The organism is Janthinobacterium algoris, assembly GCF_051380935.1.
Lineage (GTDB): Bacteria > Pseudomonadota > Gammaproteobacteria > Burkholderiales > Burkholderiaceae_D > Janthinobacterium.
In genome coordinates this window covers 24,590-49,191 of the sequence record NZ_JBNYXZ010000001.1, presented here as the reverse complement: position 1 = coordinate 49,191, position 24,602 = coordinate 24,590, and the positions used below count along the sequence as shown (strand labels likewise).

The following is a 24,602-nucleotide window of genomic DNA, read 5'->3' as shown; positions in this document are numbered from 1 at the left end:
TATGCCCCATGCGGGCGCCGCCACCTCGGTGACGTATGGCGCCTGGATGGTGCTGGCGCATGATCACTGGTGCCCGGGCGCCGCCTTTCTGGCATAGAACGTGGCCACGCTGTCGATTTCCTCGTCCGTCATCGGCCGGGCCATATTGCGCATTTGCTGTTGCCCGTCATTTGTGCGCCGGCCATGTTTGAAGTCCTCCAATTGCTGTACCAGATAGGGTTTTGGCATGCCTTCCAGCCATGGCGCACCCAGTTTCTGATCCACGCCGCCATGGCAGGAAATACAGGGGGCGATATTGCGCATGGGGTCGCCCACGCGCACCAGCGCCGGCAAGGCTTCGTCGTAGGTGGTCGGTGCCGTGCGCGTCTTCGGCAGGCTGGCATAGTAGGCCGCCAGATCGGCGATGTTTTCTTCTGTCAGGTTTCTGGCCAGGGCCGTCATGATCGCGCTTGCCCGCTTGCCGCTCTGGTAGTCGAGCAGTTGCTTGCGGATCACCTCAGGATATTGCCCTGCCAGGTTGGGCACATCGGAGCGGCTCATGCCGAGCGCGCCGTGGCACATGGTGCAGTTCAGGGCCAACGTGGCGCCCCGCCCCACCGATGCCGATGACGCTGGCTTGCCCATCGCCGGCAGCAGCACCACATTGGTGGCGACCGTCGGCACACCTTCCCGGCGCCCGGCGTCATCCAACCATTTCCCGGGCACGCCGGCGGCGCGGCAGATGCTATCCCACAGGCCTTGCGCGCGGAAGTCCGCCTGCGCCGAGGGCAGCCAGGCAAAGGCGACCAGCGCCGCGACAAGAGTGAACACGGTGAGGCCCACGGTGCTCGCCCATGCCACGCGATTGGTTCTGGAGAAAAAGCCGTGTTCTCGCATTATCGCGCTCCGATTGGAACAATAGGCACGGACGCCTCGGGTGTCAGTGCCAGCTGCAAGATGGGATAGCCGTAGTTGACGACGGTGAGCGCGATCATCATGGTCACCCACAGGCCAAAGCCATTCAAGGCGGCCGGCACCCTGGCGTTGGGATGAACCGCCTGGCTGAACGTGAACGCGGGCACCTGAGCGTCCTGCCGTCTGGCCGCGGCCAGGATGTACAGAAATATCGCCGCGGAAATCACCAGTATCAGGCCGCCGAAGGTGGACATGGTGACCGTGATGGCCTGCGGCGCCAGCAAGGGATGCGTGTAGTCGTAATAGGCCATGCGGCGCGGCGCACCGAGGAGGCCCACCAGATGCCATGGCATGGTCAGTATCATCATGCCGATAAACCAGGTCCACAGCTGCGTTTTCATCAGGCGCTGGGACAGGGGCTGGCAGGCGCGCAGCTGCGGCCACAGTTCATAGGCCACCATAAAATACATGATGACGATGGCGCCGGCGAAGATCAGGTGGAAGTGGCCCGTGACCCATTGCGTGTTGTGGATCGATTCATTCAACTGATAACTCATGTTGATAATGCCGCCCGCGCCGCCGAATCCCAGCATGATGAAGGCCAGCGTCACGGCCAGCATCCATGGGTTTCCCCACGGTAGCGCCTTGACCCAGCCTAGCGGCCCCTTACCGCCGCGCAGCCGGCCCACGATTTCGGCCGAGGCGACGATGGTAAACACCGTGAGCAGGGTCGGGATGGAGACCATGGCCGTCATGGCGGCATGCACGAACTTGAAGCCGGCACCCACCTGCGGATCCGCAAACAGGTGGTGGATACCGATCGGCATCGAAAACACAAGGAACAGGGCAAACGCCACGCGCCCCATGGTGTCACTGTACAGCCGCCCGCCGATGGCGCGCGGGAACAAGGTATAAAACGCGATATAGGCTGGCATCAGCCAGAAGTACACGATGGCGTGCAAAGTCCATGAAAACAACACCCGCGCCAGGCCCACGTTGATGGTGTCGGTGAACCCCGTGGATGCGGGCAGGATCAGGACCAGGATTTCCACGGCCGCGCCGACGGAGGTCCAGGCCCACAGATAGGCACCGGCCACATTGCCGAACATGGCCAGCGGCATGACGGCGCCGGGGTGGGCTTTTTTCCACGCCCGAAGATTGATGGACATCAGCGCCACCCAGATCCATGAACCCACCACCACCAGCACGATGCCCAGGTAATAAAAGGTGCTGCCTATCATGGGCGGATAAAACGTGTACAGCACCGACGCCTTGCCGGATGCCGTGGTCAGCGCCGCCATCAAGGTGCCGGCGATGACCAGCCAGAAACCGGCCCAGGCCCAGCGCAAACCGATCAGAGGACGCTTGAGCGCCAGTTCCGTAATCGCGTAACCAAAGCCCATGGCCACCAGCGTGGGCAGCACATATGCCATCACCGTGCCATGCGCCGTCACCGAACGGTAATAGTGCTCCGGGTTGTTCACCCAGGGAGATAATGGGCTGCGCACGAACATCTGCCACTCGCCCAGCAGGATGGCCGCGAAGAAGGCGACAAACGCCACCCAGAAGTGCGCCAGCACCAGTCGTTTAGCCAGGTACACAGCTCATCCTTTCTGTCACTTTCGCTTTGGCGAAAAATTCTTCGGATGGGATCACCTGGAATTTCGCCCACATGGCCTCATGCCCTGTGCCGCAGTATTCGTGGCAGGGCATCAACTGCTCGCCGACCTTGGGAAAGGTGGTGGTAAAGGTCGAGACGAAGCCGGGGATCAGCATGGTATTGGCGTTGGTGCGCCCCACAACAAAGCCGTGGATCGCATCGGTGCTGGTGCCACGAAACGTGACAGGCACGCCGGCGGGCACCACGATGCATTGCGGCGCAAACGAATATTGCTGGCCGATCAGCCGCACGATCACGCGGCCATCTTTTTCGACCGCCGTGCCCAGGTTGCTTTCGACGAACTCGCCTTTGAGGTGCAGCGTCTTGACGTCGATCGTCTCGACGCGCGACGGCGGCATCGCGGCCCAGTGCAGGCCCGTAAAGATCATGACGCCCAACAGCAGCGCGATGATGGCAATGACGATATAGGCCCAGCGCCGTTCTGCCGCCACGGCGACCCTCTCCGACGCATGGTGCAGGTCTGGAGTCGCGGGCTGCTTCATTGCACCGTCCCCCGTGGCAGGTAAACCAGCCAGTAAAACAGGAAGAAAATGGCGAGGACGATAAAAGTCGCAATACCCGCCACCGCAAAGGCGCCTGACGGTCCGCGGCTGACTATCTCATCGATGCGTTTATCGAGTTCATCGGGCTCTTCATGGCCAGGCGTAGGCATGCGGTTCCTTTACTCGGGTAGTAATTTGCGCAAGTCATTGACCTGGGTGGCGCTGACGGGCGTGCCGCCATTGCCCCAGGTGACGCGAATATAAGTGACGACAGCGGCGACCTCATCGTCGTTCAGGAGATGCGAGAACGGCGGCATGCCGTGCGGCCGGGGATTTTTTTGCGTGCCCGGCGGGTAGCCGCCATTGAGCACCATGCGGATCGGATTGACGGGCGTGGCCATGGTGATAGAGCGGTTGCCCGCCAGGATAGGGAAGGACGGCGGCTGCCCGCCCCCTTCCCCGCCGTGGCACATCGCACACTGTGCCACATACACCTTGCGGCCCGTCTCCATCACTTCCGGATCGACCAGCCGTGCCTGGCTGGTGGGCGGCGCAGTATCGTCCTTTTGCGGCAGTGCCTTCAGATACACGGCCATCGCCTTGGCGTCTTCATCCGTCATGTATTGCAAGCTGTTGTAGACCACTTCGGCCATCGGTCCGTACACCGTGCCCCGCTGCGACACGCCCACTTGCAGCAGGTCGGCGATGTCGGCGATTTCCCAGTCGCCCAGACCCGCTTCGCGGTTCGAGGTGAGCGACGGCGCATACCAGTTCTGGTTCGGAATCATGCCCCCTTCAAACGCTTTCGATTCGCTCGATCCGCCCAGGGCGTTGACGGCCGTGTGGCACATGGCGCAGTGCCCCAGTCCCTTGACCAGGTAAGCGCCCCGGTTCCATTGCGCCGTTTGCGCGGGATCGGGCTGGAACTCGCCCTGCTTGAAGTACAGGGTGCGCCAGCCGATCAGCAACTCACGGTTATTGAAGGGAAAGCGCAGCTCGTGTTCGCGGTTCTTCTGCTTGACTGGCGGCACCGACATCAGATAGGCAAAAATGGCGTCCGAGTCGGCCCGCGTCACTTGCGTGTACGAGGCAAACGGCATGGCCGGATACAGCAGCGTGCCGTCGCGCGAGACGCCCGTGTGCATCATCCGGTAGAACTCGTCCGGCGTCCACAGGCCGATGCCGGTGTCGTCATCGGGCGTGATGTTCGGTACGTACAGGTTGCCAAACGGTGTCGCCATGGCCCGACCGCCGGCAAACACGGGGCCATTGGGCACCGTATGGCAGGCAACACAATCGCCCGCGCGGGCCAGATATTCGCCTTTATTGATGAGCTGTGTCGAGGCGCTCGGTTCCGTCTTTTTTTGATGCGGCAACTGGCCAGGGCTGAGAAAGTACAGCGCCGCGAGCGCGACTAGCGCCAGGAGCAACAACGCAAACAGGATGTGGAGGCCTTTGCGCATGGAACACCCCTACCGTTGGCTGCCGCAAGCGACCGGCATGCGAACGACGTCGGATGGCTCCGGGGAAGCATCGGCTGGCGGGGTTTGCTGGGCGAGCCAGGCAGCGACCGCAGAAATGTCGGTGTCGGACAGGCGCGTGGCAATGCGTTTCATGCAGTCGGGCTCGGCGGCGCGGCGCTCTCCCACGCGCCATCGCGTGAGCTGGCCCACGATGTAGGTGGAACGCAGGCCGGCCAGACCCGGGATGCCCGGCTCCATTCCCGTCAGGCTCTTGCCATGGCAAGCGATACAGGCCGGCACGCCCTTGGCGCTGTCGCCGCTGGTGGCGAGCAAGCGTCCACGTTCGGCCATGGTCGCATTCGCCAGCGCTGTTTCGGGCGGCTGAAAGGCGGGGCGCTGCGCCGCAAAGTGCCGCGCCATTTCCTTCAGATAGGCGTCGGGCAGATAGGCCACCAGGTAGTTCATGGGCGGATAGCTGCGCGTACCGTCGCGGAATCCGACCAACTGGTTATAGAGGTAGCCGGCGGGTTTGCCCGCAATGCGCGGAAAATAGCCGTTCGCCGTACCTTGCCCCTGCTGGCCGTGACATGTCACGCAACCCTGAACGCGCGCTTCGATGGAATCGAGCTTGCTGAATGCCGGGACGGCATCGCTATGCTGCTTGGGCTGGCCGCTTGCATGCACAGCGCAAAAAAGCAGCAATGCGCCTGCCAGGGGTTTGGCGACATGAAGCATGGCGTACACTCTCCAAAGGAAAAGTATGCTCTTGCAGCGTTGATCCGGATTGCGACGTCTGGAACCCGAACCGCCGATCCGCCATGCCGATATCCCGCATGGTGCATGCGATTAATGTGGCAGAGTATGGCGGAGTGGGTAAGTGAATTTAGTCTAGCATTGTTTTGGCGCGCACAATTGGAGTCCGATAAATTTCCATCGTTAACAAGACAGCCAGGCTAGCGGGAGGAGAAGGGAAAGCAGATGGGAAAGAACGGCGGCGCCGCCGGGACCGATATCCAGCGCCACCGCGTAAAGCAGGGGTATCAGGCAGGAATCGGGTCCAGGTAAAACACGGCGTACACTTTCAAGGGCGTCGTGACTGTCGCTTTTTCCGAGCGCACGACGGCGCAGTCGTCGGCGGCCATGCTGCGCCAGTTCTGCACGCCAGCCTTGGCAAACATGGCATGCGCGGGCGCATTTGCGGCCAGGTCCAGCACCAGGCAGGCATTGCGCGGACCGGTGGGCGCATAGCTGATGGCGCGAATTTCAATGCCGAAGGTAGTCATCCAGGCTGCCCACAAGCCTTTTTCCTTGCCGTCCGCCATGCGGTCGAGCATCTCGCCGAAGGATAGGCCTTTCTTGACGGTGCCGCGCAGGGCGGCCAAGGATGGGGCCAGGCGGGGATCGGGCTGCTTGTTGCCGGCGCGGATTTCGGCGATCGCCTTCAATTCCTTGATGATGGCGGCGTCGCGCTCCGTGTAATCGCGCATGCGCGCATAGAATTCGGCATCAAGGAAGGGATTGACGGTCAGCTTGACGGCGCCCTCTTCGCGGCGTTTGGCGGGAGGCGTGGTGGTTTTTGTCATGGCGATGGAGGGCAAGGGAAACAATGAGGGCCGCCAGTTTAACACCATGCGGCACCAGCGGCATACCTTGCGGCCGCTTTCATGCCATGCCTGGCGGGAGCCGGACGGTGCGACGCCTTTGGTGCGCGTGCCGGGCGACAGGAGAAAGCGGCATGGTCCGAGGCCCGCATACAGCCGCGCCAGCGGAGAGCGTACTTGATTCAGTACTGGCTGGCGCCCATGACTCAGTTTCTAAAGATCGGCCAAGTGCAGCCTGACAGCATCAGCAAGTTGGCGACGCTGAACACGAGGAGCGCCATGCGAATCTTACGGGGAGAAGATGTTTTCAATTTATTTCCTTAGTCAGTGAGATTGAGCGCGGATAAACATCGTTGAATCGGCCAATATAGCCAATACGGCCAGGCCAACGATAGCGTCGGGCATTTCACTATAGCAGATGGCGCAGGACGATCCTGCATATACGCATGTGTTCGCCAGTGGAATGGCAAACAGGGGAACGGAGGCGGTTCAAGCGCGCGGCGGCGCCGTCGATTCGCGCACCACCAATTCCGGCTTCAGGCGCACGTCGAGCACCGCGGAATCGGACGAGTCTATGGTTTGCAGGATCAGCCGCGCCGCTTCCGTGCCGATGCCGTGGTGGCGAATGCGAATGGTGGTCAGGGGCGGACGGATCATGTCCATGTACGGCATGTCGTTGTGGCCGACCACGGAGATATCCTCGGGGCAGCTCAAGCCCAGCTCGCGAATGGCATCGTAGCAGCCGATGGCCACCAGGTCGCTGCCGGTCACCACGGCCGTCGTCTGCGGCGACTGGCGTAGGAGCGCCAGCAGGGCTGCCTTGCCGCATTCGCGCGAATAGCCGCTGCTTTCAAAAACGAAGGCTTGCGAGGGATCGAGTTCGCTGGCCTGGATGGCGGCCAGGAAACCGAGGCGGCGCACGTGGCCCGTGGAGAGGTTTTCCGGTCCCGCAATGTGCGCGATATGGCGGTGGCCCAGCGCCAGCAAGTGCTCGACGGCCAGTCGCATGCCGACCACGTCGTCGCTGACGACACAGGAAGCGACGCCGGTCTCGTCGCTGCGGTTGACGGTGACGACGGGCACATTCTGGTCGATGCACATCTTGATGACGGGATCGTGGCGGCGCGCCGTTGCCAGGATCAAGCCATCGACCTGCTGCCCCAGCAGACGGTTAATGACGAACAGCTGCTCTTCCTCGTCGGCGCCCACGTTGGCGACGATGGCCAGGTAGCCATGCTTGCGCAAGCCTTCCTCGATGCCCAACAGGATCGGTGGAAACACAGCATTGGTAATGTCGGGCAAGACCACGCCGATGATGCGCGACTTGCGCGTGACCAGGGTAGAGGCGGCGCGATTGGGCCGGTAACCGAGCCGCCCCGCTTCGGCCAGCACGCGCGCGGCCACCTCGGCGCTGACCATTTGCCGCGTTGCCGGGTTCATCACGCGCGACACGGTGGAAAAGTGCACGCCGCTGGCCCGCGCAACGTCGCTTAAGGTGGGGTTCTTGTTTGTCATGGGCTTCCCGGATCGCAATACCGTGATTTTATCGCAAAAATTCCCCTTCCCGTTAAAAACCGAGCAAACGCTTGCATTGAAATAAAGCCCTTACCCAAAGCGGTTTTGATCGGCTTAAGCACAATCCAGCCTTGACAGCGTGCAAACGCTTGCATACCATTGCTCGGACTTACCACTCGGGCCTGGTTGCCCTTCCCAGAATTCCTATGTCTACTTCGCACAGCAAGCACGCCGAACAGAACGGCGAAACCTTCAACCTGAAAGAAGCCGCCCTCGCCTATCACGCGGAACCCCGCGCAGGCAAGATTTCCGTGACGCCAACCAAACCGCTGGGCGACGCCCGCGCCCTGACCCTGGCGTACTCGCCGGGCGTGGCCTTCGCCTGCGAAGCCATTGTCGAAGATCCGCGCACGGCCGGCATCTACACCTCGCGCAGCAACCTGGTGGCCGTGATCACGAATGGCACGGCGGTGCTGGGCCTGGGTGATATCGGTCCGCTGGCCAGCAAACCGGTGATGGAAGGCAAAGCTTGCCTGTTCAAGCAATTTGCCGACGTCGACGTATTCGACATCGAACTGGCCGAGAACGATCCCGACCTGTTCATCGACACCGTGGTGCGCATGGAACCGACCTTCGGCGGCATCAACCTGGAAGACATCAAGGCGCCGGACTGCTTCTATATCGAGCAGCAATTGCGCAAGCGCATGAACATTCCCGTCTTCCACGACGATCAGCACGGCACGGCTATCATCGTCGCGGCCGGCATCCTGAACGGCCTGGAGCTGGTGGGCAAGGACATCGGCAACGTCAAAGTGGCCGTCTCGGGAGCCGGCGCGGCGTCGATTGCCTGCCTCGACTTGCTCGTCTCGCTGGGCCTGAACAAGTCGCTGCTGAAAGTATGCGACAGCCAGGGCGTAATCTACCCGGGCCGCGATGCCAGCATGGAAGAGAACAAGGCGCGCTACGCGAATGACACGAGCGACCGCGACCTGGCCGACGCCATGGTCGGCGCCGACATCTTCATCGGTGTCTCGAAGGGCGGCGTGGTCAGCGCGCAGATGGTCGAATCGATGGCCGCCAAGCCGCTGATCTTCGCTCTGGCCAACCCGCATCCGGAAATCGCCCCGGAAAAAGTGCATGCCGTGCGCGACGACGCCATCGTGGCCACGGGCCGCTCGGATTACCCAAACCAGATCAACAACGTGCTGTGCTTCCCATACATCTTCCGTGGCGCGCTCGACGTGGGCGCCACCACCATCAACGAAGAAATGAAGCTGGCCTGCGTACGCGCCATCGCCGCGCTGGCAAAAGAACCGCTGCCGGGCCACACCACCAGCGCGCTGACGCCGCTGCAACTGATTCCGTCACCATTCGACGAGCGCCTGCGCAGCTGGGTCGCGCCTGCCGTGTCGCAAGCAGCCATCGCCACCGGCGTGGCCACCCGCGTGCCGGCCAGCGCTTGATACCAATGACAGGCCTGCCGGCCTTGGCAAATTAACGGCAAGTTACCATTGCTTACAAAAAAACCATGGCTTAAAACCATGGTTTTTTCATTTCTGCCCTTGAGGCCGCCTATATAGTTGTAGAAAATCAAGTTTCTCAGGGGCGTTTTTGCCACTGCCTTCGATTACAATGACGCCTACTTTATGTTGCTACAGTTGCCATTATGGTGACGATGTGCGTTAACAAGGATATTCATGCTTGGCCTGACTTCTGTTTCTGTGTTTCTTTTTTTTGCATTGGCGCTGGCTGTCAACAGCGGATATTCCCTTGGTGCACTGGTGCTCCTGCTGGCCAGCAGCTGGCTACTATGGAAACGCCCCCGTCTGAACCTGCAACGCCGGGACTATCTGCTGCTCGGTACCCTGTTGCTGTATTTCTGTGTTTTCACTGCCAACATGCTGTACCACGCCGATCCGGCGCGTGAACTCGACATTCCGCTGCGGGCACTGCTGGCCGTACCAGTGCTGCTGCTGCTGCTCGCGTATCCACCGCGGCCGGGGGCCTGGTGGAGCGGTTTGGCCATCGGTGCCATCAGTGGTGCGGCTCTGGCTTTCTGGCAATTTCTCGTACTCGAGATGTACCGGCCGCAAGCGGCAACCAGCAATGCCATCCACTATGGCAATGTCAGCATGCTGTTTGGCATGCTAGCCCTATGTGGCCTGGGGTGGGCACGTGAGCAGAGCCGCCGCCTGGCATGGAGCATGCTCCTGCTAGCCGGCGGCCTGTCCGGCATTCTGGGATCCGTCATCAGCGGTAGCCGCAGCGGTTGGCTGGTGTTACCCGTCTGTGGCTGCCTTTTTTCATATTATTATTCGAAGGGCCGCGGCGCACGCTATATGGCCGCTCTGCTCGGTGCACTGCTGGCGGCGTTCATACTTGCCTACACACTTCCCAACTCGCCCGTGCCCCAGCGCGTGGCAGTGGCTGTCAATGACATCAAACAGTTCCAGGACAGCGACAATGTGACCACGTCCATTGGCCAGCGCATGGAAATGTGGCGCACCGCATGGACCTTATCAAGTAACCATATCTGGCTCGGCATGGGGCGCAACGGTTATTTGGCTGCAAAGCAACAGATGGCAGACGAAGGGAAAATGGATAAAATCATCAAAGACTATACCAACGCCCACAACGACTACCTCGATGCCTTGGTCAAGCGCGGCATTATCGGTGTCTTGGCCTTGCTGGCACTCTTCCTCGTTCCGTTGGCCCTGTTTACCCGCGCCCTGCGCCACGATGCCGCGCCAGCACAGCCATATGCGCTGGCAGGCGTAGTACTGTGCACCTGTTATATGATTTTTGGCCTGACAACGAGCTCGCTCACCCTGAATATCGGCATCATCATGCTGGTCTTCCCGATGGTGATATTGTGGTCTATGCTGCGCCAGCAAGAACGCACTTCCTGAACTCGTTTTCCGCCTGACCGTTTTTGTTATCTCCTGCAAGGAACCATACCGATGCTCACGCCCGACCTGAAGCGCCTCACAGCGCTGCACGCGCCGTATAAAAAACATCTGGCCCTGGCTCTGCTGGCAATGGTCGTCACGGCGGCCACGGAACCACTGTTGCCGTATGCGCTCAAGTTACTGCTCGACAATGGCTTTGGCGGCAAGGTCAATTTTTCCTTCTGGCTGGTGCCGCTGATCGTCATCGGTATTTTTGCCATGCGCGGCGCATCGACGTTTGCCAGCAGTTACCTGATGAGCTATGTCTCCACGCGCATCCTCAACGAATTGCGGCGCAGGATGTTTGCCAGCATGCTGAACTTGCCCATCGACTTCTACAACACGCATACGGTTGGCAAGGTCATCAACTCCATCATGTTCGAAGTGCAGCAGATCATTGAAATGGTGACCAAGGTGTTTACCTCGATCGTGCGCTCCTCGCTGACCGTGCTGGGACTGCTGGCGTGGCTGCTGTACCTGAACTGGGTGCTGACCCTGGTCACCCTGGTGCTGCTGCCTCTGCTGACCATCGTCGTACGCACCACGGGCAAGCGCCTGAAAAAACTCAACCGCGACTCGCTGGCCGTCAATGCCGAGCTGACCCAGGTCATCGAGGAAACCACGCGCGCGCAACAAGTGATCAAGATTTTCGGCGGCCAGGACTACGAAAAGGCGCGCTTCGAAGAACGCGCCGAACAATTGCGCCGCTACAGCATGCGCATGACGACGACCTTTTCCGCCACCGTGCCCATCACGCAAGTGATCACGGCTGCCGCCGTGGCCCTGGTCATCGTGATGGCCCTGCTCCAGTCGGAACAGGGGCAAATCACGGTCGGTGGTTTTGTTTCCTTCATCACGGCCATGCTGATGCTGCTGACACCCTTGAAGCAACTGGCGGAGGTCAACGGCCCCCTGCAGCGCGGCATGGCCGCCGCCGAGGAAGTCTTCCAGCTGATCGACAAGACACCGGAACGCACGGGCGGCAAGCCGCTCGCTGGCCGCAGCAAAGGCCGCATCGAGTTCAAGGACGTGAGCTTTGCCTATCCAGGACATCAGGAACCGGCCCTGCGACACATCGATCTGAGCATCGCGCCAGGACAAACGGTGGCCTTTGTCGGCATGTCCGGTGGCGGCAAATCGACCCTGGTCAGCCTGCTGCCCGGCTTTTACTCGGCCAGTAGTGGTGAAATCTTGCTCGATGGGCAGAATATCGATGCCATCGCCCTGACGAGCCTGCGCAGCCAGATCGCCATGGTCAGTCAGCAGGTGGTGTTGTTCGACGATACCCTGGCCGCCAATATCGCGTATGGCGATGCAGCCCCGGACCGGCAGCGCGTCGAAGCGGCGGCCGCCGCCGCCTTCCTGTCTGACGTCATCGATGGCTTGCCCGACGGCCTGGAAACGCGCCTGGGCGACAACGGCTCGCGCCTGTCCGGTGGCCAGCGCCAGCGCGTGGCTATCGCCCGCGCGATCTACAAGGATGCACCCATCCTGATTCTTGATGAAGCCACCTCGGCACTGGATACGGAGGCGGAACGGGCCGTACAAGCGGCACTGGAGCACCTGATGCAAGGTAAAACGACATTGGTTATTGCTCATCGGCTATCAACAATTGAACGTGCGGACCGTATCGTGGTATTGTCACATGGGAAAATAATGGAAACCGGCAATCACCAGCAATTATTGGATGCCAACGGCGCGTATGCCAATCTGCATCGCCTGCAATTTTCCCAGCAAGTGGTTTGACACCATCGAATGAATACCTGAAATCGTACTGATACATGACGCCTTTGATTCCCGCCGAACTTCTACAAAAGTCGGACAAAATTCTTTTCATCGCCCATCTGGCGTTGGGAGACTTTACCTACCTGCAAAACGGTTTCCGCGCCTTTGCCGCGGCCTATCCGCATATGCAAATCCACCTGTGGGTCGATGAGGTACGGCGCACGTCCGACGCCAGGCAATGGGAAGGCTTGCGCACCTATTCGCTATACGACTGGGTCGAACAGTCGGGCTTGTTCTCCAAGGTTTACCGCAAGACCTACAGCCCCGCGCTCTACGAAGAATCATTGCGCGAAGCACAGGCGGAGCACTATCCTGTCGTCGTGTCGCTGGCCCACGTACGGCCGCAGCAATATGCGGATCTTGCCCGCGCGATCAGCCCGACCGGGCTGGTGATCGGCACGCGCAAGCCGTTCAGCCCGTTGCGCCCCTGGCATTACCTGGCCTACCGTAAGATCGATGCGGTACTGGCGTCGTATGCGGGTCAGGATGCCGGTGAGCACCATATCAGCAGCGTGTATGCGGACTGGTTCCATCAATTGACGGGGCTCGATATTCCCGTGACAGAACGCTATCCCTTCGTGCACATTCCCGAGCTCGCGTTGCAACAGGCGCAGGAACAGTTGAGCGCCTGGGGCTTTGCCCCGCGCCAGGGTCCACTCGTACTCCTGAATCCGTTCGCCAAATCGCACAAGCGCAGCTGGCCGCTTGAGCGTATTGCCGAGCTGATCGCACGCATGCAAACGATGCCCGAATGGCAGAACGCCTGCTTCCTGATCAACGCCATGCCGCAGGAACTGGCCAAGGTGAATGCCGTCGTGCAGGCGCACAACTTGCCGCGCACGCAGGCCTTCAGTGCCGTCGACAACTTTTTCCAGCTGCCGGCCATGCTGGCGCAATGCGACCTGATTATCTCAGTGGAAACGTCGATCATGCACTTGGCGAACGCCGTGCATGTGCCAGTGGTGGCATTGATGCGCAAGAAAAATCCCGAATGGGCACCGTTCGACAGCGCCAACAGCACCGTCATCACGGTGGCGCGGCGCAGCGACTGGGTCAAGGCGATTTCAGTCGATCAGGTATTGCAAACCATCGCCTAGAGAATCTTTAACGGTTAGCCGGTGGCCAGCATGCTGATGCGCACCAGGTCAGCCACATTATCGACCCCCAACTTGTCCATCAGGCGCGCCTTGTGCACTTCCACCGTGCGCACGGAAATACCCAGCACCGGTGCGATATCACGGTTGTGCTGGCCCGTCACCACCAGGTGCATCACTTCCCGCTCGCGCGGCGTCAACGCGCGCAGCAATGCCTGCCCCGCCGCTTGCCGCTGCAACTGGCCGCGCGCACGTGCCTCGCACGAAAATGCTTCATCGATGGCTGCCAACAACTTGTCGTGGTCAAATGGTTTTTCCAGGAAATCGCTAGCCTGTGCCCTGAATGCCTGGCGTGCCAGGGCTACGTCGGCGTGCCCCGTGATAATAATGACGGGCAACATGCACTCGAGTTCCAGCAAGCGGCGCTGCAGGCTCAGGCCATCCATGCCCGACATGCGGATATCGATCAGCAGACAGCCGGCCCACTCGGGCCGCCAACTGTGCAGGAAATCCTCGCCGCAGGAAAACAGGGCAGTGCGATAGCCGCGTATGCCTAATAGCAAACCCAGCGCATCGCGCACGGCGGGATCGTCATCCACGATAAACACCGTCAAATTACTTGTCACCATGCTCTCCTGTAGCGGCCGCACTGGCGCGCGCCAGGGGCAGGATAAAACGAAAAATACCATGCCTGCCCACTTCAGCCCATAGCTGGCCACCATGCGCTTCAACTATGCTTCGGCTGAGTACCAGTCCCAGCCCCAGGCCGCTGGCCTTGGTCGAGACAAACGGTTCGAACAGGCGTGCCGCCAGGCTATTGGAAATGCCGGGCCCGCTATCTTCCACGGACAGGCGCAGCCGCCCGCCCTCGATCCGCTCGGCTGACACCGTGATGCGGCGCTGGCCATGCGGCTGACCCATCACCGCATCCTGCGCATTGGCCAGCAAGTTACGTAGCACCAACTCGATTTGCAGGCGATCGGCGTTGACGGCCAGCGGCGACGGCGGCGCCAGCACCAGCTCGATGCCATGCTCATGGAACAGCGGCGTGAACTGGCGCGCCATGCCCTCGATCAATGCGCTCGCCTCGACCGCTTCGAGCTGCATCGCACCCGTGCGAAAAAAGTCACGCAGGCGACGCACCACGTCTGCGGCGCGCCCCGATTCGACGATCATATGTCCCACTGCGCCCTGCAGCAAGGCGCCAGTCTCACCGCGTTCCAGCAAGTATTCGCACGCCTTGCCATAGGTCGACAAGGCCGTCAGCGGCTGGTTCAGCTCATGCGCGAGAGCGGCCGCCATCTCGCCGGCGGCCGCCAGGCGTAGCGTGTGTTTCAGTTCGTCGGCCACCTGGCGCATTTCATCGACGACGATGCCGATAAAAAATCCCACCAGCGCCAGCACGGCATCGAGCAGTTGCAATTCATAAAACTGGATATCGACCGCATGCGTCCATTTCACCAGGGTGATGATGCACAGTTGCAATACAAACACGGCCAGCACGGCGCCATGCAAGCCCTGGCGCGAGGCGGCCCAGATCACGGGGAGAAACAGGAAGTAGAAATGCTTGTATTCGGAACGCACGATGGAACCGAAAAGGCTCCACAACACAAAACTGGCGAGTGCCAGATACGCCAGGGTTTCCCAACGCCAGACGGCGGCATGCAGGCGTTCGCGCCCCCGCTCGCTGAACAGCACCCAGATCAGCGGCATCGACACCAGCATGCCGACCATGTCGCCTATGCCGAAGCGCCAGACTGCCGTCCCCCATTCACCGGCCGGGATGCGCCCCGTCAGCGACAGCAAGGAAATATAGCCGAGCGCATTGAGCACGGTGCCACACAGCACGATGGCAACCCAGGCGCTCAGGCGGCGCCGGTTGTCGAAGATGTCGCTGCTGCTGAAACTGCGGCGCAAGACTGCGCCGATACCGCCATAGCCGAGCACCAGCCACGCCGAACAGAGCAAGGTCAGGGGCAGGCCTGCCGGCATGCCACGCACCAGCACCTCGCCTGCCACCAGGGCAATAAACCAAGGCAGCGCCGCCTTGCGGCCGTGGATCAGCCAAAATACCAGTCCCAGCGCGGGATCGGGATTCCAGGGGGTGATGTTCAGCCCGTACATCGGGTCGATATACGTGGCCCAGTCAAACAACAGATACAGGCCGATAAAGGCGGGATACGGCAGGTAGCGGGACAGAAATGGGCGCATAACGGTGTTTTTTTAACTGTCCCGCATTATGCATCGCAAGCGTGCGCCACGCCATCTCAACTTGCGTTATAAGCACATGAAATAATCTTCATGCAATGTCGCAAGGCGCGCCAGCACAGTTAGGCCTCGGCCAGCGGCAAGCGCACCTCCACCAGCAAGCCCAGCCCTCCATTGCCGCTGTGCAACTGAATCGTGCCGCCGTGCTGGCGCACGACGGAAGCGACGATGGACAAGCCCAGGCCACTGCCCGGCTGGGCCTGCTGCGGCGCACGGAAAAAGCGGTCGAATACGCGTTCATACAGGGCCGGCGCGATGCCCGGCCCCTGATCGGCCACATGCAACACGGCCTGGCCCCGCTCCGCATGCAGCGACACCGTCACGCTGCTGCCGCGCGGGCTGTACTTGATGGCGTTTTCCACCAGATTATCGATCAGCGAAACCAGGCTTTCGCGCTGCCCGGGTACGCTGAGCGAGACGCTGGCTTGCAATTCAAGTTCGATATCGCCCGCCTGGGCCAGGCCGGACAGGGCCGCCAGGCGGTCTTGCAACAAGGTATCGAGCGCCTGCCGCCGCGGCAACTCGCCCCCGCCCGCCTGCACTTCGCTGCGCGTCAGCTGCAGCAACTGGCCCACCAGGCGCGCGGCCCGGTTGCCGCTGTTCAAGATACCGTCCAGCAGCTCTTGCTGGCGCGCATCATGCGCCTGCCCCTGCAAGGCCTCGACATTCACGCGCATGGCCGCCAGTGGTGTGCGCAACTCATGCGTGGCATCGGCGATGAAGCTGCGTTCGCGCGCAGCACTGGTATCTACACGCTGCAGCAGGGCATTGATATTGTCGACCAGTGCCGCCAGTTCGCCATGCGGCGGCTTGAAGGCCAGCGGACGCAAGTCCTGGGGCCCGCGCGCCGCCACCTCCTGCGCCACCTTGCGCCATGGTCGCATCGCAAGGCGAATCGACAGCCAGGCCGGCACCAGCAGGAACGGCAGGCTGATCAGCAGCGGCAGCAGGTAGTACCCGCGTGAATTGATCGTGATGAAAAATTGCCAGGCGCCGCCCACCTCCAGCACGGTCACGCGGGTCCCCCCTTCGGCCAGGCTGCGGCTGCGCCAGGCCTGGCCCTTGACGTACACCACTTCCATCTGTTCCGGGCCGGCGCTGCGGATACCGCTGGGCGCATCGGGGGACTTGTAGACCAACTTGCCTTCGCGCCAGACCAGGATGCGCGGCGCCAGCTCCGGCACCTGCCCTATTTCAAATTCCTCGCGCAAGGCTTCGTCGATGGCGCGCAAGCTTTGCTCCTGGCGCTCAGGCTGCTCGGCCAGATTATCGGCCACACTGATAATGGCGTGCAGGACGCCGCGCGTCACATTGCTCGCTTCGCCCGCCCCCTCGACCAGCACATACGCCACGGCCAGGCTCCACAGCACAGTCAGCATCAGCATTTGCGCGATCATCAGGCGGCGCACCAGGGTAGGCCGGCGCAGCATGGCCCAGAAACGCCCCATCATGCACCGGCACCCGGCGGAGTAGATGTCTCGCCTTGCTGGTCGATGACATAGCCAACGCCGCGCACAGTACGGATATAGCCTTCGCCTATCTTGCGGCGCAGGTTACCCATATGCACATCCAGCGTATTGCTGGCATTGGCCAGCCCGCCGGGCAGGATATGTTCCTCCAGCACGCGGCGCGTGATGACGCGGTTGGCGCGCATCAGCAAGGTCTTCAGCAAGGCATATTCACTGGCGGTGAGTTCCACCGGCCGGCCGTGCACGCTGACACGGCGCGTGGGCACTTGCAGCAGCAGGCCGCGCAACTCGATGGTATCGCCATCGAAGCCATAGCTGCGGCGCGCCAAGGCACGCACGCGCGACAGCAGCTCGGCCAGCACAAACGGTTTTACCAGGTAATCATCGGCACCGCCGTCCAGGCCCCGCAGGCGCTGTTCCAGCGTGTCGCGGGCGCTGAGGATCAGTACCGGCAAGCGGGCCGCGCGCAGTCGGGCCAGCAAATCGAGGCCATCGCCGTCCGGCAAGCCCAGGTCCAGCAGCACCAGCTCGCAACTGTCGTGCTCGATACTGCGCGCCGCATCCTCCAGGCTGCGCACCCAGACCACTTGCATGCCCTGGTCGCGCAAGGCAATCCGCACGCCATTGCCCAGGTCCATATCGTCTTCAATCAGCAGTATCTTCATGCAACATATTAAACCACCGCAAGCTGAAGAATGGGTAAAGAAGCGCTCTTCATGCAATCTTAATAAAAGGCTCATTTTTCCTTCATGGCAAGGACAGATACTGTCGGCAGTCAATCGAGCCACTCCGGACTCGGTTCTCCACCTGACGGAAAACTCCATGCACGCATCTACAACCTTGTTGACCTCGCTGGCGCTGGCCTGCGGCCTGAGCTTGAACCCCTTGGCCGCCGCGGCGGCCGAACCGCCTGCGGAAAATGTCTTCACCATCGGCGGCGGCGTCGCCGCCGTGTCCAGCTATTCCGGCTCCGACAAGCTGTCGGCCTCGCCGCTGATCATCCTCGACTACGCCATGGCCAATGGCCTGTTCATCAGCACCTCGCGCGGTATCGGTTATGGCGGCCAGGCCGGCCCCTTCAGCTACAGCGCCGCGCTGGGCTACCGCGGCAAGCGCGAAGACCACAAGCGCACCGGTGTCAACGGTTTCGGCGGCAGCGATTATCTGAAAGGCATGGGCGAAGTCAAGGGCAACGCCAGCGCCCTGCTGAGTGCGGGCTATTCACCCTTGCCGGGCCTGTCGTTGAGCGTTTCAAGCGACACTCCCCTGTCGAATCGCGAAAATGGCGTGAACGTGCATTTCGGCGCGACAGGCCAGATTTACGGCCGCGCCGATGCCAAGGGAACACAGCAAGACAGCGTGAGCATCGGCGGCCAGCTGGGCTGGGGCGAGCGCAAGTACGTGCAGACCATGTATGGCGTAACGGCCACCCAGGCCGCGAATACTTCGTTCAAGCAATACACGCCGAAGGGCGGGTTATATGAAGCGCAGGCCACCGTCAACTGGGAGCACCGCTTCGATGCGCGCTGGGGTATCAATACCCTGGTCGGCATCGAGCACCGCATGGGCGATGCGGCCAAGAGCCCCATCGTGCAGCGCAAGACATCCCCGATTGGCGCCGTGTATGTCACCTACCGCTATTAGAACAGGGGCCGCATAAGGGGAACCCGTACGCTGTTTCGCCAATTTACAGGGGATGAGGGCATGGATAAGATGACCTGGTTTTCTGACTGTAGCCATCCTTCCATGCATGCATCACGCCTTGCCCCGCAACATCACCGCGCCCCGGACAGCGCCGCGGGCGCGTACGGTAAGCCGGGCCAGGCATCATCGACGGTGTGCGCTACGCCAAGCGGCTACAGGAATGGGGGATATGCGTGAGTGTCAGCCTGCTGCATGTGACGCCAGCGCAAGCACGCCCTGCCGCAGCAAGATGCAGCTGAAGATGCCGGCAGTACGCTCACGCTGGCAGCCGGGCAAATCATGCACGAGGCCGGCTTGTACCTGAGCCGTTCACATATAGCCTTCACTACCCACATTTTTCCAGGCGAAATCATTTTTACGATACTCGACACGGCCGAAATGCTGGGATGCCATGAAATTGTCTTACCTGGCATTAAGAACAGTTCTTGGCGAAACCGATTCTCGGACGCCCTGGCGTGCAAGCTGGCCCGCACCAGCCGTACCGCCACCGTGCTGCTGGCCAATACCGATGGCATGAGCTGTCCGTCGCTGCCCTGAAGCACAGCCCGCAGCCACCACCGTTCTCATTTACCAAGGAAAGTGCCTGATGACACAAGCGATTACTCTGCATGCTGGTCTCACCAATATGCCCCCTGGGATTGCCCGCCTGCGCGAGCTGTTCAAACTGCAATTGCGGGCACGCCTGCAACAGCGGCAGACGCGTCTCTGGCTCAAGTTGCTCAATTCCCACCCTGTCTTCGGCGACCTGCTGCAAGCCTACCCGCGTCTGGTCCACAAGGTGTACCGGCACTACCTGAGCAAAAGCCTGTCATGCCAGCAACGCGTATCCATGCTGGTCGACCACTATCATTTCATCCTGCAACAAGGCTGGGGCAAGCTGATGGTACAGGCTGCGCATCAGCCGGTCATACTCGCCACGGTACCGGGAAAATCCGGTTCGCTCTACCATCTGCGCCTGTCTTCGCTGTTCCGCATGGACCGCGAAGGCGAGATGGTCTTGCAGTTGATCCATGATGACGATGTGCTCTACACGGTGGTCTTCACCTTCTTCGGCTGCCGCAAGCGCGCGCCCAGGGATGTGGGCGTGGGCATCGGCTGCATCCAGGGTCCGCAGGGCGCGGAAGGCTTGCGCCGCGTGCGCGAAGCCACGCGCGACCTGCACGGCATGCGCCCCAAGTTCCTGATGATACGCCTGGTACGCCAGTTGGCATACGAGCACGGTTGCCGCACCATGCTTTTGGTAGGCAATGCCAACCGAGCCGGCCACCATTCGGCAAAGAAGAATGGCCGGCTGCTCGCTGACTACAATGCATTGTGGCAAGAACTTGGCGCCACGGCCCGTAGCGATGGCGACTTTGAATTGCCATGCGAAAATCTACCTGCGCTCGTCCTCGAAGAGATCGCTTCCAAGAAACGTTCGGAAGCACGCAAGCGCCACGAACTGACCTTGAACATAATCGACAGCCTGCACAACGGCCTGGCATCGCATCGCAGCCATGTCCACGTCGCTGTGCACGGCACCGCCATGGCCGCCAGTGATGCCCAGCATCCGGCCGAATTTGATGACGAGCACTTTTCCACCGTAGCCTGACCCTCTCCCTGCTATAGGCCAGGCGCCCCGCCCCCGCGCCCGCAGTCATTCCGCCACGTAATACCCCAGTTCTTCTCCCGCACGCGCGCAAAAACCATGCGCCGCACATTCCTGTTACGCTAGTCAGATCGGTGTGCATTCCTGGCGCGCCGGTTCCCCCAACGTTTACTAGGAGGCATTCATGCGCGTAGACATCTACCGCCGAGCCGAGCACGACGGCATTTTTTCCTACCTCGCCGTGCCGGAAGGAAAGATCATTCCGGAAGAAGTGACTAATACCGACTGGCAAATCGAAGTACGCGCCAGCGAAGTGGCCGACGACGCCCAGGCCTTGCCCGACTACCACATCGAACAGCCGCACCAGCAGATTGCCGCAAAAGGTTATGCAATCACGGGCCTGAAAGACATGTAAACGTCAAAAGCCAAACCCGATTCGCATCCGGTTTGGCTTTGGCGTAGTGCCTGCGCTGCTGCCGGTCAGTATTCGACCGCCACCTCTTGCGCACCCAGCATTTGCTCCAGCGCCATCTGCAATTCATCCGATGGCGCCACTTTCCACTCTTCCCCAAACTGCAGCACGCAACTGACGCCTTGCGGGCTGACCCGCGCAGCAATCGGCAAGCCCGTCTCGGCCCGGTGCGGCATGATCACGTCACGGATGCGCTTGGCGTCCAGGGTAGCAGGCAAGGTCAGGCCCAGCTGGCGGCCATACTGCACGCGCGCAGCGATGATATCGAAGGCGCTCTCGGCCGTGATGCGCAAGCCCCCCGAAAAACGGTCTTCCGACACCTTGCCCACGACGGCCAGGAATTCATCTTCCTTGAAGATTTTCCGGTTGGCATCGAACAATTCGCCATACACCGTCACTTCCACCGTGCCGCTCTTGTCGTCCAGGGTGACGATGAGGATCTTGCCGCGCTGCGTCATCTGCGTGCGCAAGCCCGTGATGACGCCGGCCATCATGCGCGGTTCGCGCGACGGCGACAATTCAGACAGTTTCGTGCGCGCGAAACGGCGCGCCTCGGGCGCATACGAATCGAACAGATGACCTGACAGGTAGAAGCCCAGCGCGATCTTTTCTTCCGTCAATCGCTGTTTATCGGTCCACACGGGCACCTTGACGTACTCGGGCGGCGCCACCATGTCGCTGTCGTCGCCGCCGAACAGGCTCACCTGATTGGCCGCCTTGGCGGCCTGGTCCGCGCATTCCATGGCGAACGCCACGGACGCGAGCAGGATGGCGCGGTCGACCTTCAGGCAGTCGAAGGCACCGCTTCGTATCAGGGACTCGATGGTGCGGCGGTTGATTTGCTTTTTATCCACGCGCTTGCAGAAGTCGAACAGGCTGGTGAATGGACCGCCCGCCTCGCGCGCGGCGATGATGGCTTCGATAGCGTTCTGGCCTGAACCTTTCACGGCACCCAGGCCATAGCGGATTTGCGTGACTTTCTTGCCGCTGATGGATGGCGCTGCACCGCTCGGCGTGAAGCGGTAATCCGATTCGTTGATATCCGGCGGCAACAAGGTCAGCTTGCAGATTTCCAGCGAGTCTTCCACCAGGATCTTGATCTTGTCCGTGTCGTCCATGGCCAGCGACAAGTTGGCGGCCATGAAGGCGGCCGTGTGGTGCGCCTTCAAATAAGCCGTATGGTACGACAGCAAGGCGTAGGCGGCGGCGTGCGATTTGTTGAAACCGTAGCCGGCGAACTTTTCCATCAAGTCGAAGATCTCGTCGGCCTTTTCCGCCGTCAAGCCATCCTTGGCCGCACCGGCGCGGAAGATCTCGCGGTGCTCGGCCATCTCTTCGGCTTTCTTTTTACCCATCGCGCGGCGCAGCATGTCGGCGCCGCCCAGCGAGTAGCCGCCGACGATCTGCGCCATCTGCATCACCTGCTCCTGATACACCATGATGCCGTAGGTTTCGGACAGAATCGATTCCGTGCGCGGATCGGGATAATCGAAGCGTTCGCCGTGCTTGCGCTTGCAAAAGTCGGGAATCAGGTCCATCGGGCCGGGACGGTACAGCGCCACGAGCGCGATAATGTCTTCGAAACGGTCGGGACGCGCATCTTTCAGCATGCCCTGCATGCCGCGCGACTCGAGCTGGAACACGGCCACGGTCTTGGCCTTGGTCAACAGGTCGTAGGACGGCTTGTCGTTCAGCGGCAAGGTGGCCAGATCGAAATTGGCTTGCGCCGGATCGAGCTGCTTGATGTAGCGCACGGCGCGGTCGAGAATCGTCAGCGTGGTCAGACCCAGGAAGTCGAACTTCACCAGACCAACGGCTTCCACGTCATCCTTGTCGTACTGCGAGACGACGCCCGAGTCGCCGCCCTGCGTGTACAGCGGGCAGAAATCCGTCAGCTTGCCCGGCGCGATCAAGACGCCCCCCGCGTGCATGCCAATATTGCGCGTGATGCCTTCGACCTGTTGCGCCAGGTCCAGCAACTGCTTGACCTCTTCCTCGTTTTCCAGGCGCTCCTTGAGCAACGGCTCTTCCTCGATGGCGTCGGCGATCGACACGGGTTTGCCCGGCTTGAACGGGATGAGCTTGGAAATACCGTCGCAGAAGTTGTAGCCGAAGTCCATCACACGGCCCACGTCGCGGATCGCACCCTTGGCCGCCATGGTACCGAAGGTGGCGATCTGCGAGACCGCCTCCTTGCCATACAAATCCTTGACGTGCTGAATGACGCGGTCGCGCCCTTCCTGGCAAAAGTCAATATCGAAGTCGGGCATCGAGACGCGTTCGGGATTCAGGAAGCGCTCGAACAGCAGGTTGTATTGCAATGGGTCCAGATCGGTAATCAGCAGCGAATACGCCACCAGCGAACCGGCGCCCGAACCGCGGCCAGGCCCGACGGGCACGCCGTTTTCCTTGGCCCACTGGATAAACTCGGCCACGATCAGGAAGTAGCCGGGGAATTTCATGTTGCAAATCGTGTCCGTCTCGAACTTCAGCCGCGATTCGTAGCGCGGACGCTCCTTTTCGCGCCGTTCCGGGTCCGGATACAGCTGGATCAAACGCTTTTCCAGGCCGGCCTGTGATTCGGCAACGAGGAACTGGTCGATCGTCATGCCGGGCGGCGTGGGGAAGTTCGGCAGTTGCGGCTTGCCCAGGGTCAACGTCAAATTACAGCGCTTGGCAATTTCCACGGAATTGGCCAGCGCCGCGGGCAAGTCGGCGAACAGTTCCGCCATGTCCGCCTGCGACAGGAAGCGCTGGCTGTCATTGAAGCGCTTTACCCGCTTGGCGTTGGCCAGCATTTCGCCTTCGGCGATACAGGTACGGGCTTCGTGGGCAATAAATTCTTCTGGAGAAATAAATTGCACGGGATGCGTGGCGACGACCGGCAAACCCAGCTTGGCCGCCAGGGCCACCGCATGGCGCACTTGCGCTTCCTGGTTGGCCTGGCCGCCGCGCTGGATCTCGACATAAAAATGCCCGGGGAAAATCTCGGCCCAGCGCTGGGCATTGCGCTCGGCCAGGGCCAGGTTGCCATTCTCGATAGCAATACCGACATCGCCGAAGTGCGCGCCGGACAGCACGATCAAGCCATTCGCCGCGCTTTCGCCCGGGTACAGATCATAGGTATTCGTCGCCAGCGCCTGCAGCCACTCGATGCGCAACTCGGCACGCCCCTTGTACTGGTTGGTCAGCCAGGCCATCGACAGCAGTTCGCACAGTTGCAGATAGCCCATGCGGTTCTTCGCCAGCAACAGCAAACGCGACGGCTTTTCGCGGTTGTCGTCATTCGTGATCCACACATCGACGCCGACGATGGGCTTGATGCCCTTGCCGCGCGCTTCCTTGTAGAACTTGACCATGCCAAACAGGTTCGACAAGTCGGTGACAGCCAGCGCCACCTGCTTGTCCTTCGCCGCCGCCTTGACCACGTCGTCGATGCGCACCAGGCCATCGACGATCGAGTACTCCGAGTGCACGCGCAAGTGGACGAACGCAGGACCGGGCTGCATCGCTTGCTGTGAACCTGCCGGAGTGCCGGCCTCTTGCATTACCATTTCCATCCTGTGTACCATTTCGTGCAAAATTCAATGGGGTCTATTCTACCGCGTCGCGGGTGCGGACCGGGTATCCTGCCTGGC

The 24,602-nt window shown here is 61.1% G+C and carries 20 protein-coding genes and 1 pseudogene; 8 read left to right on the top strand and 13 right to left on the bottom strand.

Annotated elements, in window-relative coordinates:
* Positions 1–63 precede the first annotated feature (63 nt).
* The 8 genes from ACQ4W7_RS00235 to ACQ4W7_RS00200 all read right to left on the bottom strand — a co-directional run bounded on the left by ACQ4W7_RS00235 (position 64) and on the right by ACQ4W7_RS00200 (position 7,636).
* Entirely contained in the window at positions 64–876 is an 813-nt protein-coding gene (locus ACQ4W7_RS00235; RefSeq protein ID WP_426071432.1) for a c-type cytochrome, read from the bottom strand.
* On the bottom strand, positions 876–2,495 hold the full coding sequence (locus tag ACQ4W7_RS00230; RefSeq protein WP_426071431.1) for a b(o/a)3-type cytochrome-c oxidase subunit 1: 1,620 nt from the start codon (positions 2,493–2,495) through the stop codon (positions 876–878). The genes ACQ4W7_RS00235 and ACQ4W7_RS00230 overlap by 1 nt, the downstream gene beginning before the upstream one ends.
* Positions 2,482–3,057: a cupredoxin domain-containing protein gene (locus ACQ4W7_RS00225; RefSeq protein ID WP_426071430.1), complete on the bottom strand. Its 576-nt coding sequence runs from the start codon at positions 3,055–3,057 to the stop codon at positions 2,482–2,484. The genes ACQ4W7_RS00230 and ACQ4W7_RS00225 overlap by 14 nt, the downstream gene beginning before the upstream one ends.
* Positions 3,054–3,227: a hypothetical protein gene (locus ACQ4W7_RS00220; protein ID WP_426071429.1), complete on the bottom strand. Its 174-nt coding sequence runs from the start codon at positions 3,225–3,227 to the stop codon at positions 3,054–3,056. The genes ACQ4W7_RS00225 and ACQ4W7_RS00220 overlap by 4 nt, the downstream gene beginning before the upstream one ends.
* A 9-nt stretch (positions 3,228–3,236) precedes the next feature.
* On the bottom strand, positions 3,237–4,520 hold the full coding sequence (locus ACQ4W7_RS00215) for a c-type cytochrome (protein WP_436527650.1): 1,284 nt from the start codon (positions 4,518–4,520) through the stop codon (positions 3,237–3,239).
* Between the two features lie 9 nt (positions 4,521–4,529).
* The gene (locus ACQ4W7_RS00210) at positions 4,530–5,255 is read right to left on the bottom strand and encodes a c-type cytochrome (RefSeq protein WP_426071427.1); all 726 of its coding nucleotides are present in this window, start codon (positions 5,253–5,255) and stop codon (positions 4,530–4,532) included.
* A 305-nt stretch (positions 5,256–5,560) separates the two neighbouring features.
* Positions 5,561–6,103, bottom strand: coding sequence for a hypothetical protein (locus ACQ4W7_RS00205; RefSeq protein ID WP_426071426.1), 543 nt, complete (start codon positions 6,101–6,103; stop codon positions 5,561–5,563).
* Between the two features lie 507 nt (positions 6,104–6,610).
* Positions 6,611–7,636 (bottom strand): LacI family DNA-binding transcriptional regulator, encoded by a 1,026-nt coding sequence (locus tag ACQ4W7_RS00200; RefSeq protein ID WP_426071425.1) that lies wholly within the window; start codon positions 7,634–7,636, stop codon positions 6,611–6,613.
* A gap of 206 nt (positions 7,637–7,842) precedes the next feature.
* Here ACQ4W7_RS00200 and ACQ4W7_RS00195 point away from each other — a divergent pair.
* From ACQ4W7_RS00195 to ACQ4W7_RS00180, 4 genes and pseudogenes are all read left to right on the top strand, one after another.
* Positions 7,843–9,081, top strand: a pseudogene (locus ACQ4W7_RS00195) (malic enzyme-like NAD(P)-binding protein); the annotation flags it as partial.
* A 252-nt stretch (positions 9,082–9,333) separates the two neighbouring features.
* Positions 9,334–10,545 (top strand): O-antigen ligase family protein, encoded by a 1,212-nt coding sequence (locus ACQ4W7_RS00190; protein ID WP_436527647.1) that lies wholly within the window; start codon positions 9,334–9,336, stop codon positions 10,543–10,545.
* Between the two features lie 51 nt (positions 10,546–10,596).
* A complete protein-coding gene (gene msbA, locus ACQ4W7_RS00185; protein WP_436527645.1) occupies positions 10,597–12,330 on the top strand; it encodes a lipid A export permease/ATP-binding protein MsbA in 1,734 nt (577 codons plus the stop codon).
* A gap of 35 nt (positions 12,331–12,365) precedes the next feature.
* Complete coding sequence (locus ACQ4W7_RS00180; RefSeq protein WP_436527643.1) at positions 12,366–13,466, top strand: glycosyltransferase family 9 protein; 1,101 nt, start codon at positions 12,366–12,368, stop codon at positions 13,464–13,466.
* A gap of 14 nt (positions 13,467–13,480) precedes the next feature.
* On the opposite strand, the gene ACQ4W7_RS00175 is transcribed toward ACQ4W7_RS00180, so the two are convergent.
* The 4 genes from ACQ4W7_RS00175 to ACQ4W7_RS00160 form a co-directional block, all read right to left on the bottom strand.
* On the bottom strand, positions 13,481–14,092 hold the full coding sequence (locus tag ACQ4W7_RS00175) for a response regulator transcription factor (protein ID WP_426071421.1): 612 nt from the start codon (positions 14,090–14,092) through the stop codon (positions 13,481–13,483).
* Positions 14,079–15,674, bottom strand: coding sequence for an ATP-binding protein (locus ACQ4W7_RS00170; protein ID WP_436527641.1), 1,596 nt, complete (start codon positions 15,672–15,674; stop codon positions 14,079–14,081). The genes ACQ4W7_RS00175 and ACQ4W7_RS00170 overlap by 14 nt, the downstream gene beginning before the upstream one ends.
* Before the next feature lie 119 nt (positions 15,675–15,793).
* Positions 15,794–17,182: an ATP-binding protein gene (locus tag ACQ4W7_RS00165; RefSeq protein WP_436527639.1), complete on the bottom strand. Its 1,389-nt coding sequence runs from the start codon at positions 17,180–17,182 to the stop codon at positions 15,794–15,796.
* Entirely contained in the window at positions 17,179–17,865 is a 687-nt protein-coding gene (locus ACQ4W7_RS00160; protein ID WP_034786469.1) for a response regulator, read from the bottom strand. The genes ACQ4W7_RS00165 and ACQ4W7_RS00160 overlap by 4 nt, the downstream gene beginning before the upstream one ends.
* 157 nt (positions 17,866–18,022) lie before the next feature.
* Between ACQ4W7_RS00160 and ACQ4W7_RS00155 the strand changes: the two genes are divergently transcribed.
* The 4 genes from ACQ4W7_RS00155 to ACQ4W7_RS00140 all read left to right on the top strand — a co-directional run bounded on the left by ACQ4W7_RS00155 (position 18,023) and on the right by ACQ4W7_RS00140 (position 20,907).
* Positions 18,023–18,844, top strand: a complete 822-nt coding sequence (locus tag ACQ4W7_RS00155) for a MipA/OmpV family protein (RefSeq protein WP_426071418.1) — start codon at positions 18,023–18,025, stop codon at positions 18,842–18,844.
* 339 nt (positions 18,845–19,183) lie between these two features.
* Entirely contained in the window at positions 19,184–19,441 is a 258-nt protein-coding gene (locus ACQ4W7_RS00150) for a hypothetical protein (RefSeq protein WP_436527636.1), read from the top strand.
* 49 nt (positions 19,442–19,490) lie between these two features.
* Positions 19,491–20,495 (top strand): VirK/YbjX family protein, encoded by a 1,005-nt coding sequence (locus tag ACQ4W7_RS00145; RefSeq protein WP_436527634.1) that lies wholly within the window; start codon positions 19,491–19,493, stop codon positions 20,493–20,495.
* 181 nt (positions 20,496–20,676) lie between these two features.
* Positions 20,677–20,907, top strand: a complete 231-nt coding sequence (locus ACQ4W7_RS00140; RefSeq protein ID WP_426071415.1) for a DUF6139 family protein — start codon at positions 20,677–20,679, stop codon at positions 20,905–20,907.
* A gap of 65 nt (positions 20,908–20,972) precedes the next feature.
* Here ACQ4W7_RS00140 and dnaE read toward each other — a convergent pair whose 3' ends face one another.
* A complete protein-coding gene (dnaE, locus tag ACQ4W7_RS00135) occupies positions 20,973–24,512 on the bottom strand; it encodes a DNA polymerase III subunit alpha (RefSeq protein ID WP_436527632.1) in 3,540 nt (1,179 codons plus the stop codon).
* Positions 24,513–24,602 lie beyond the last annotated feature (90 nt).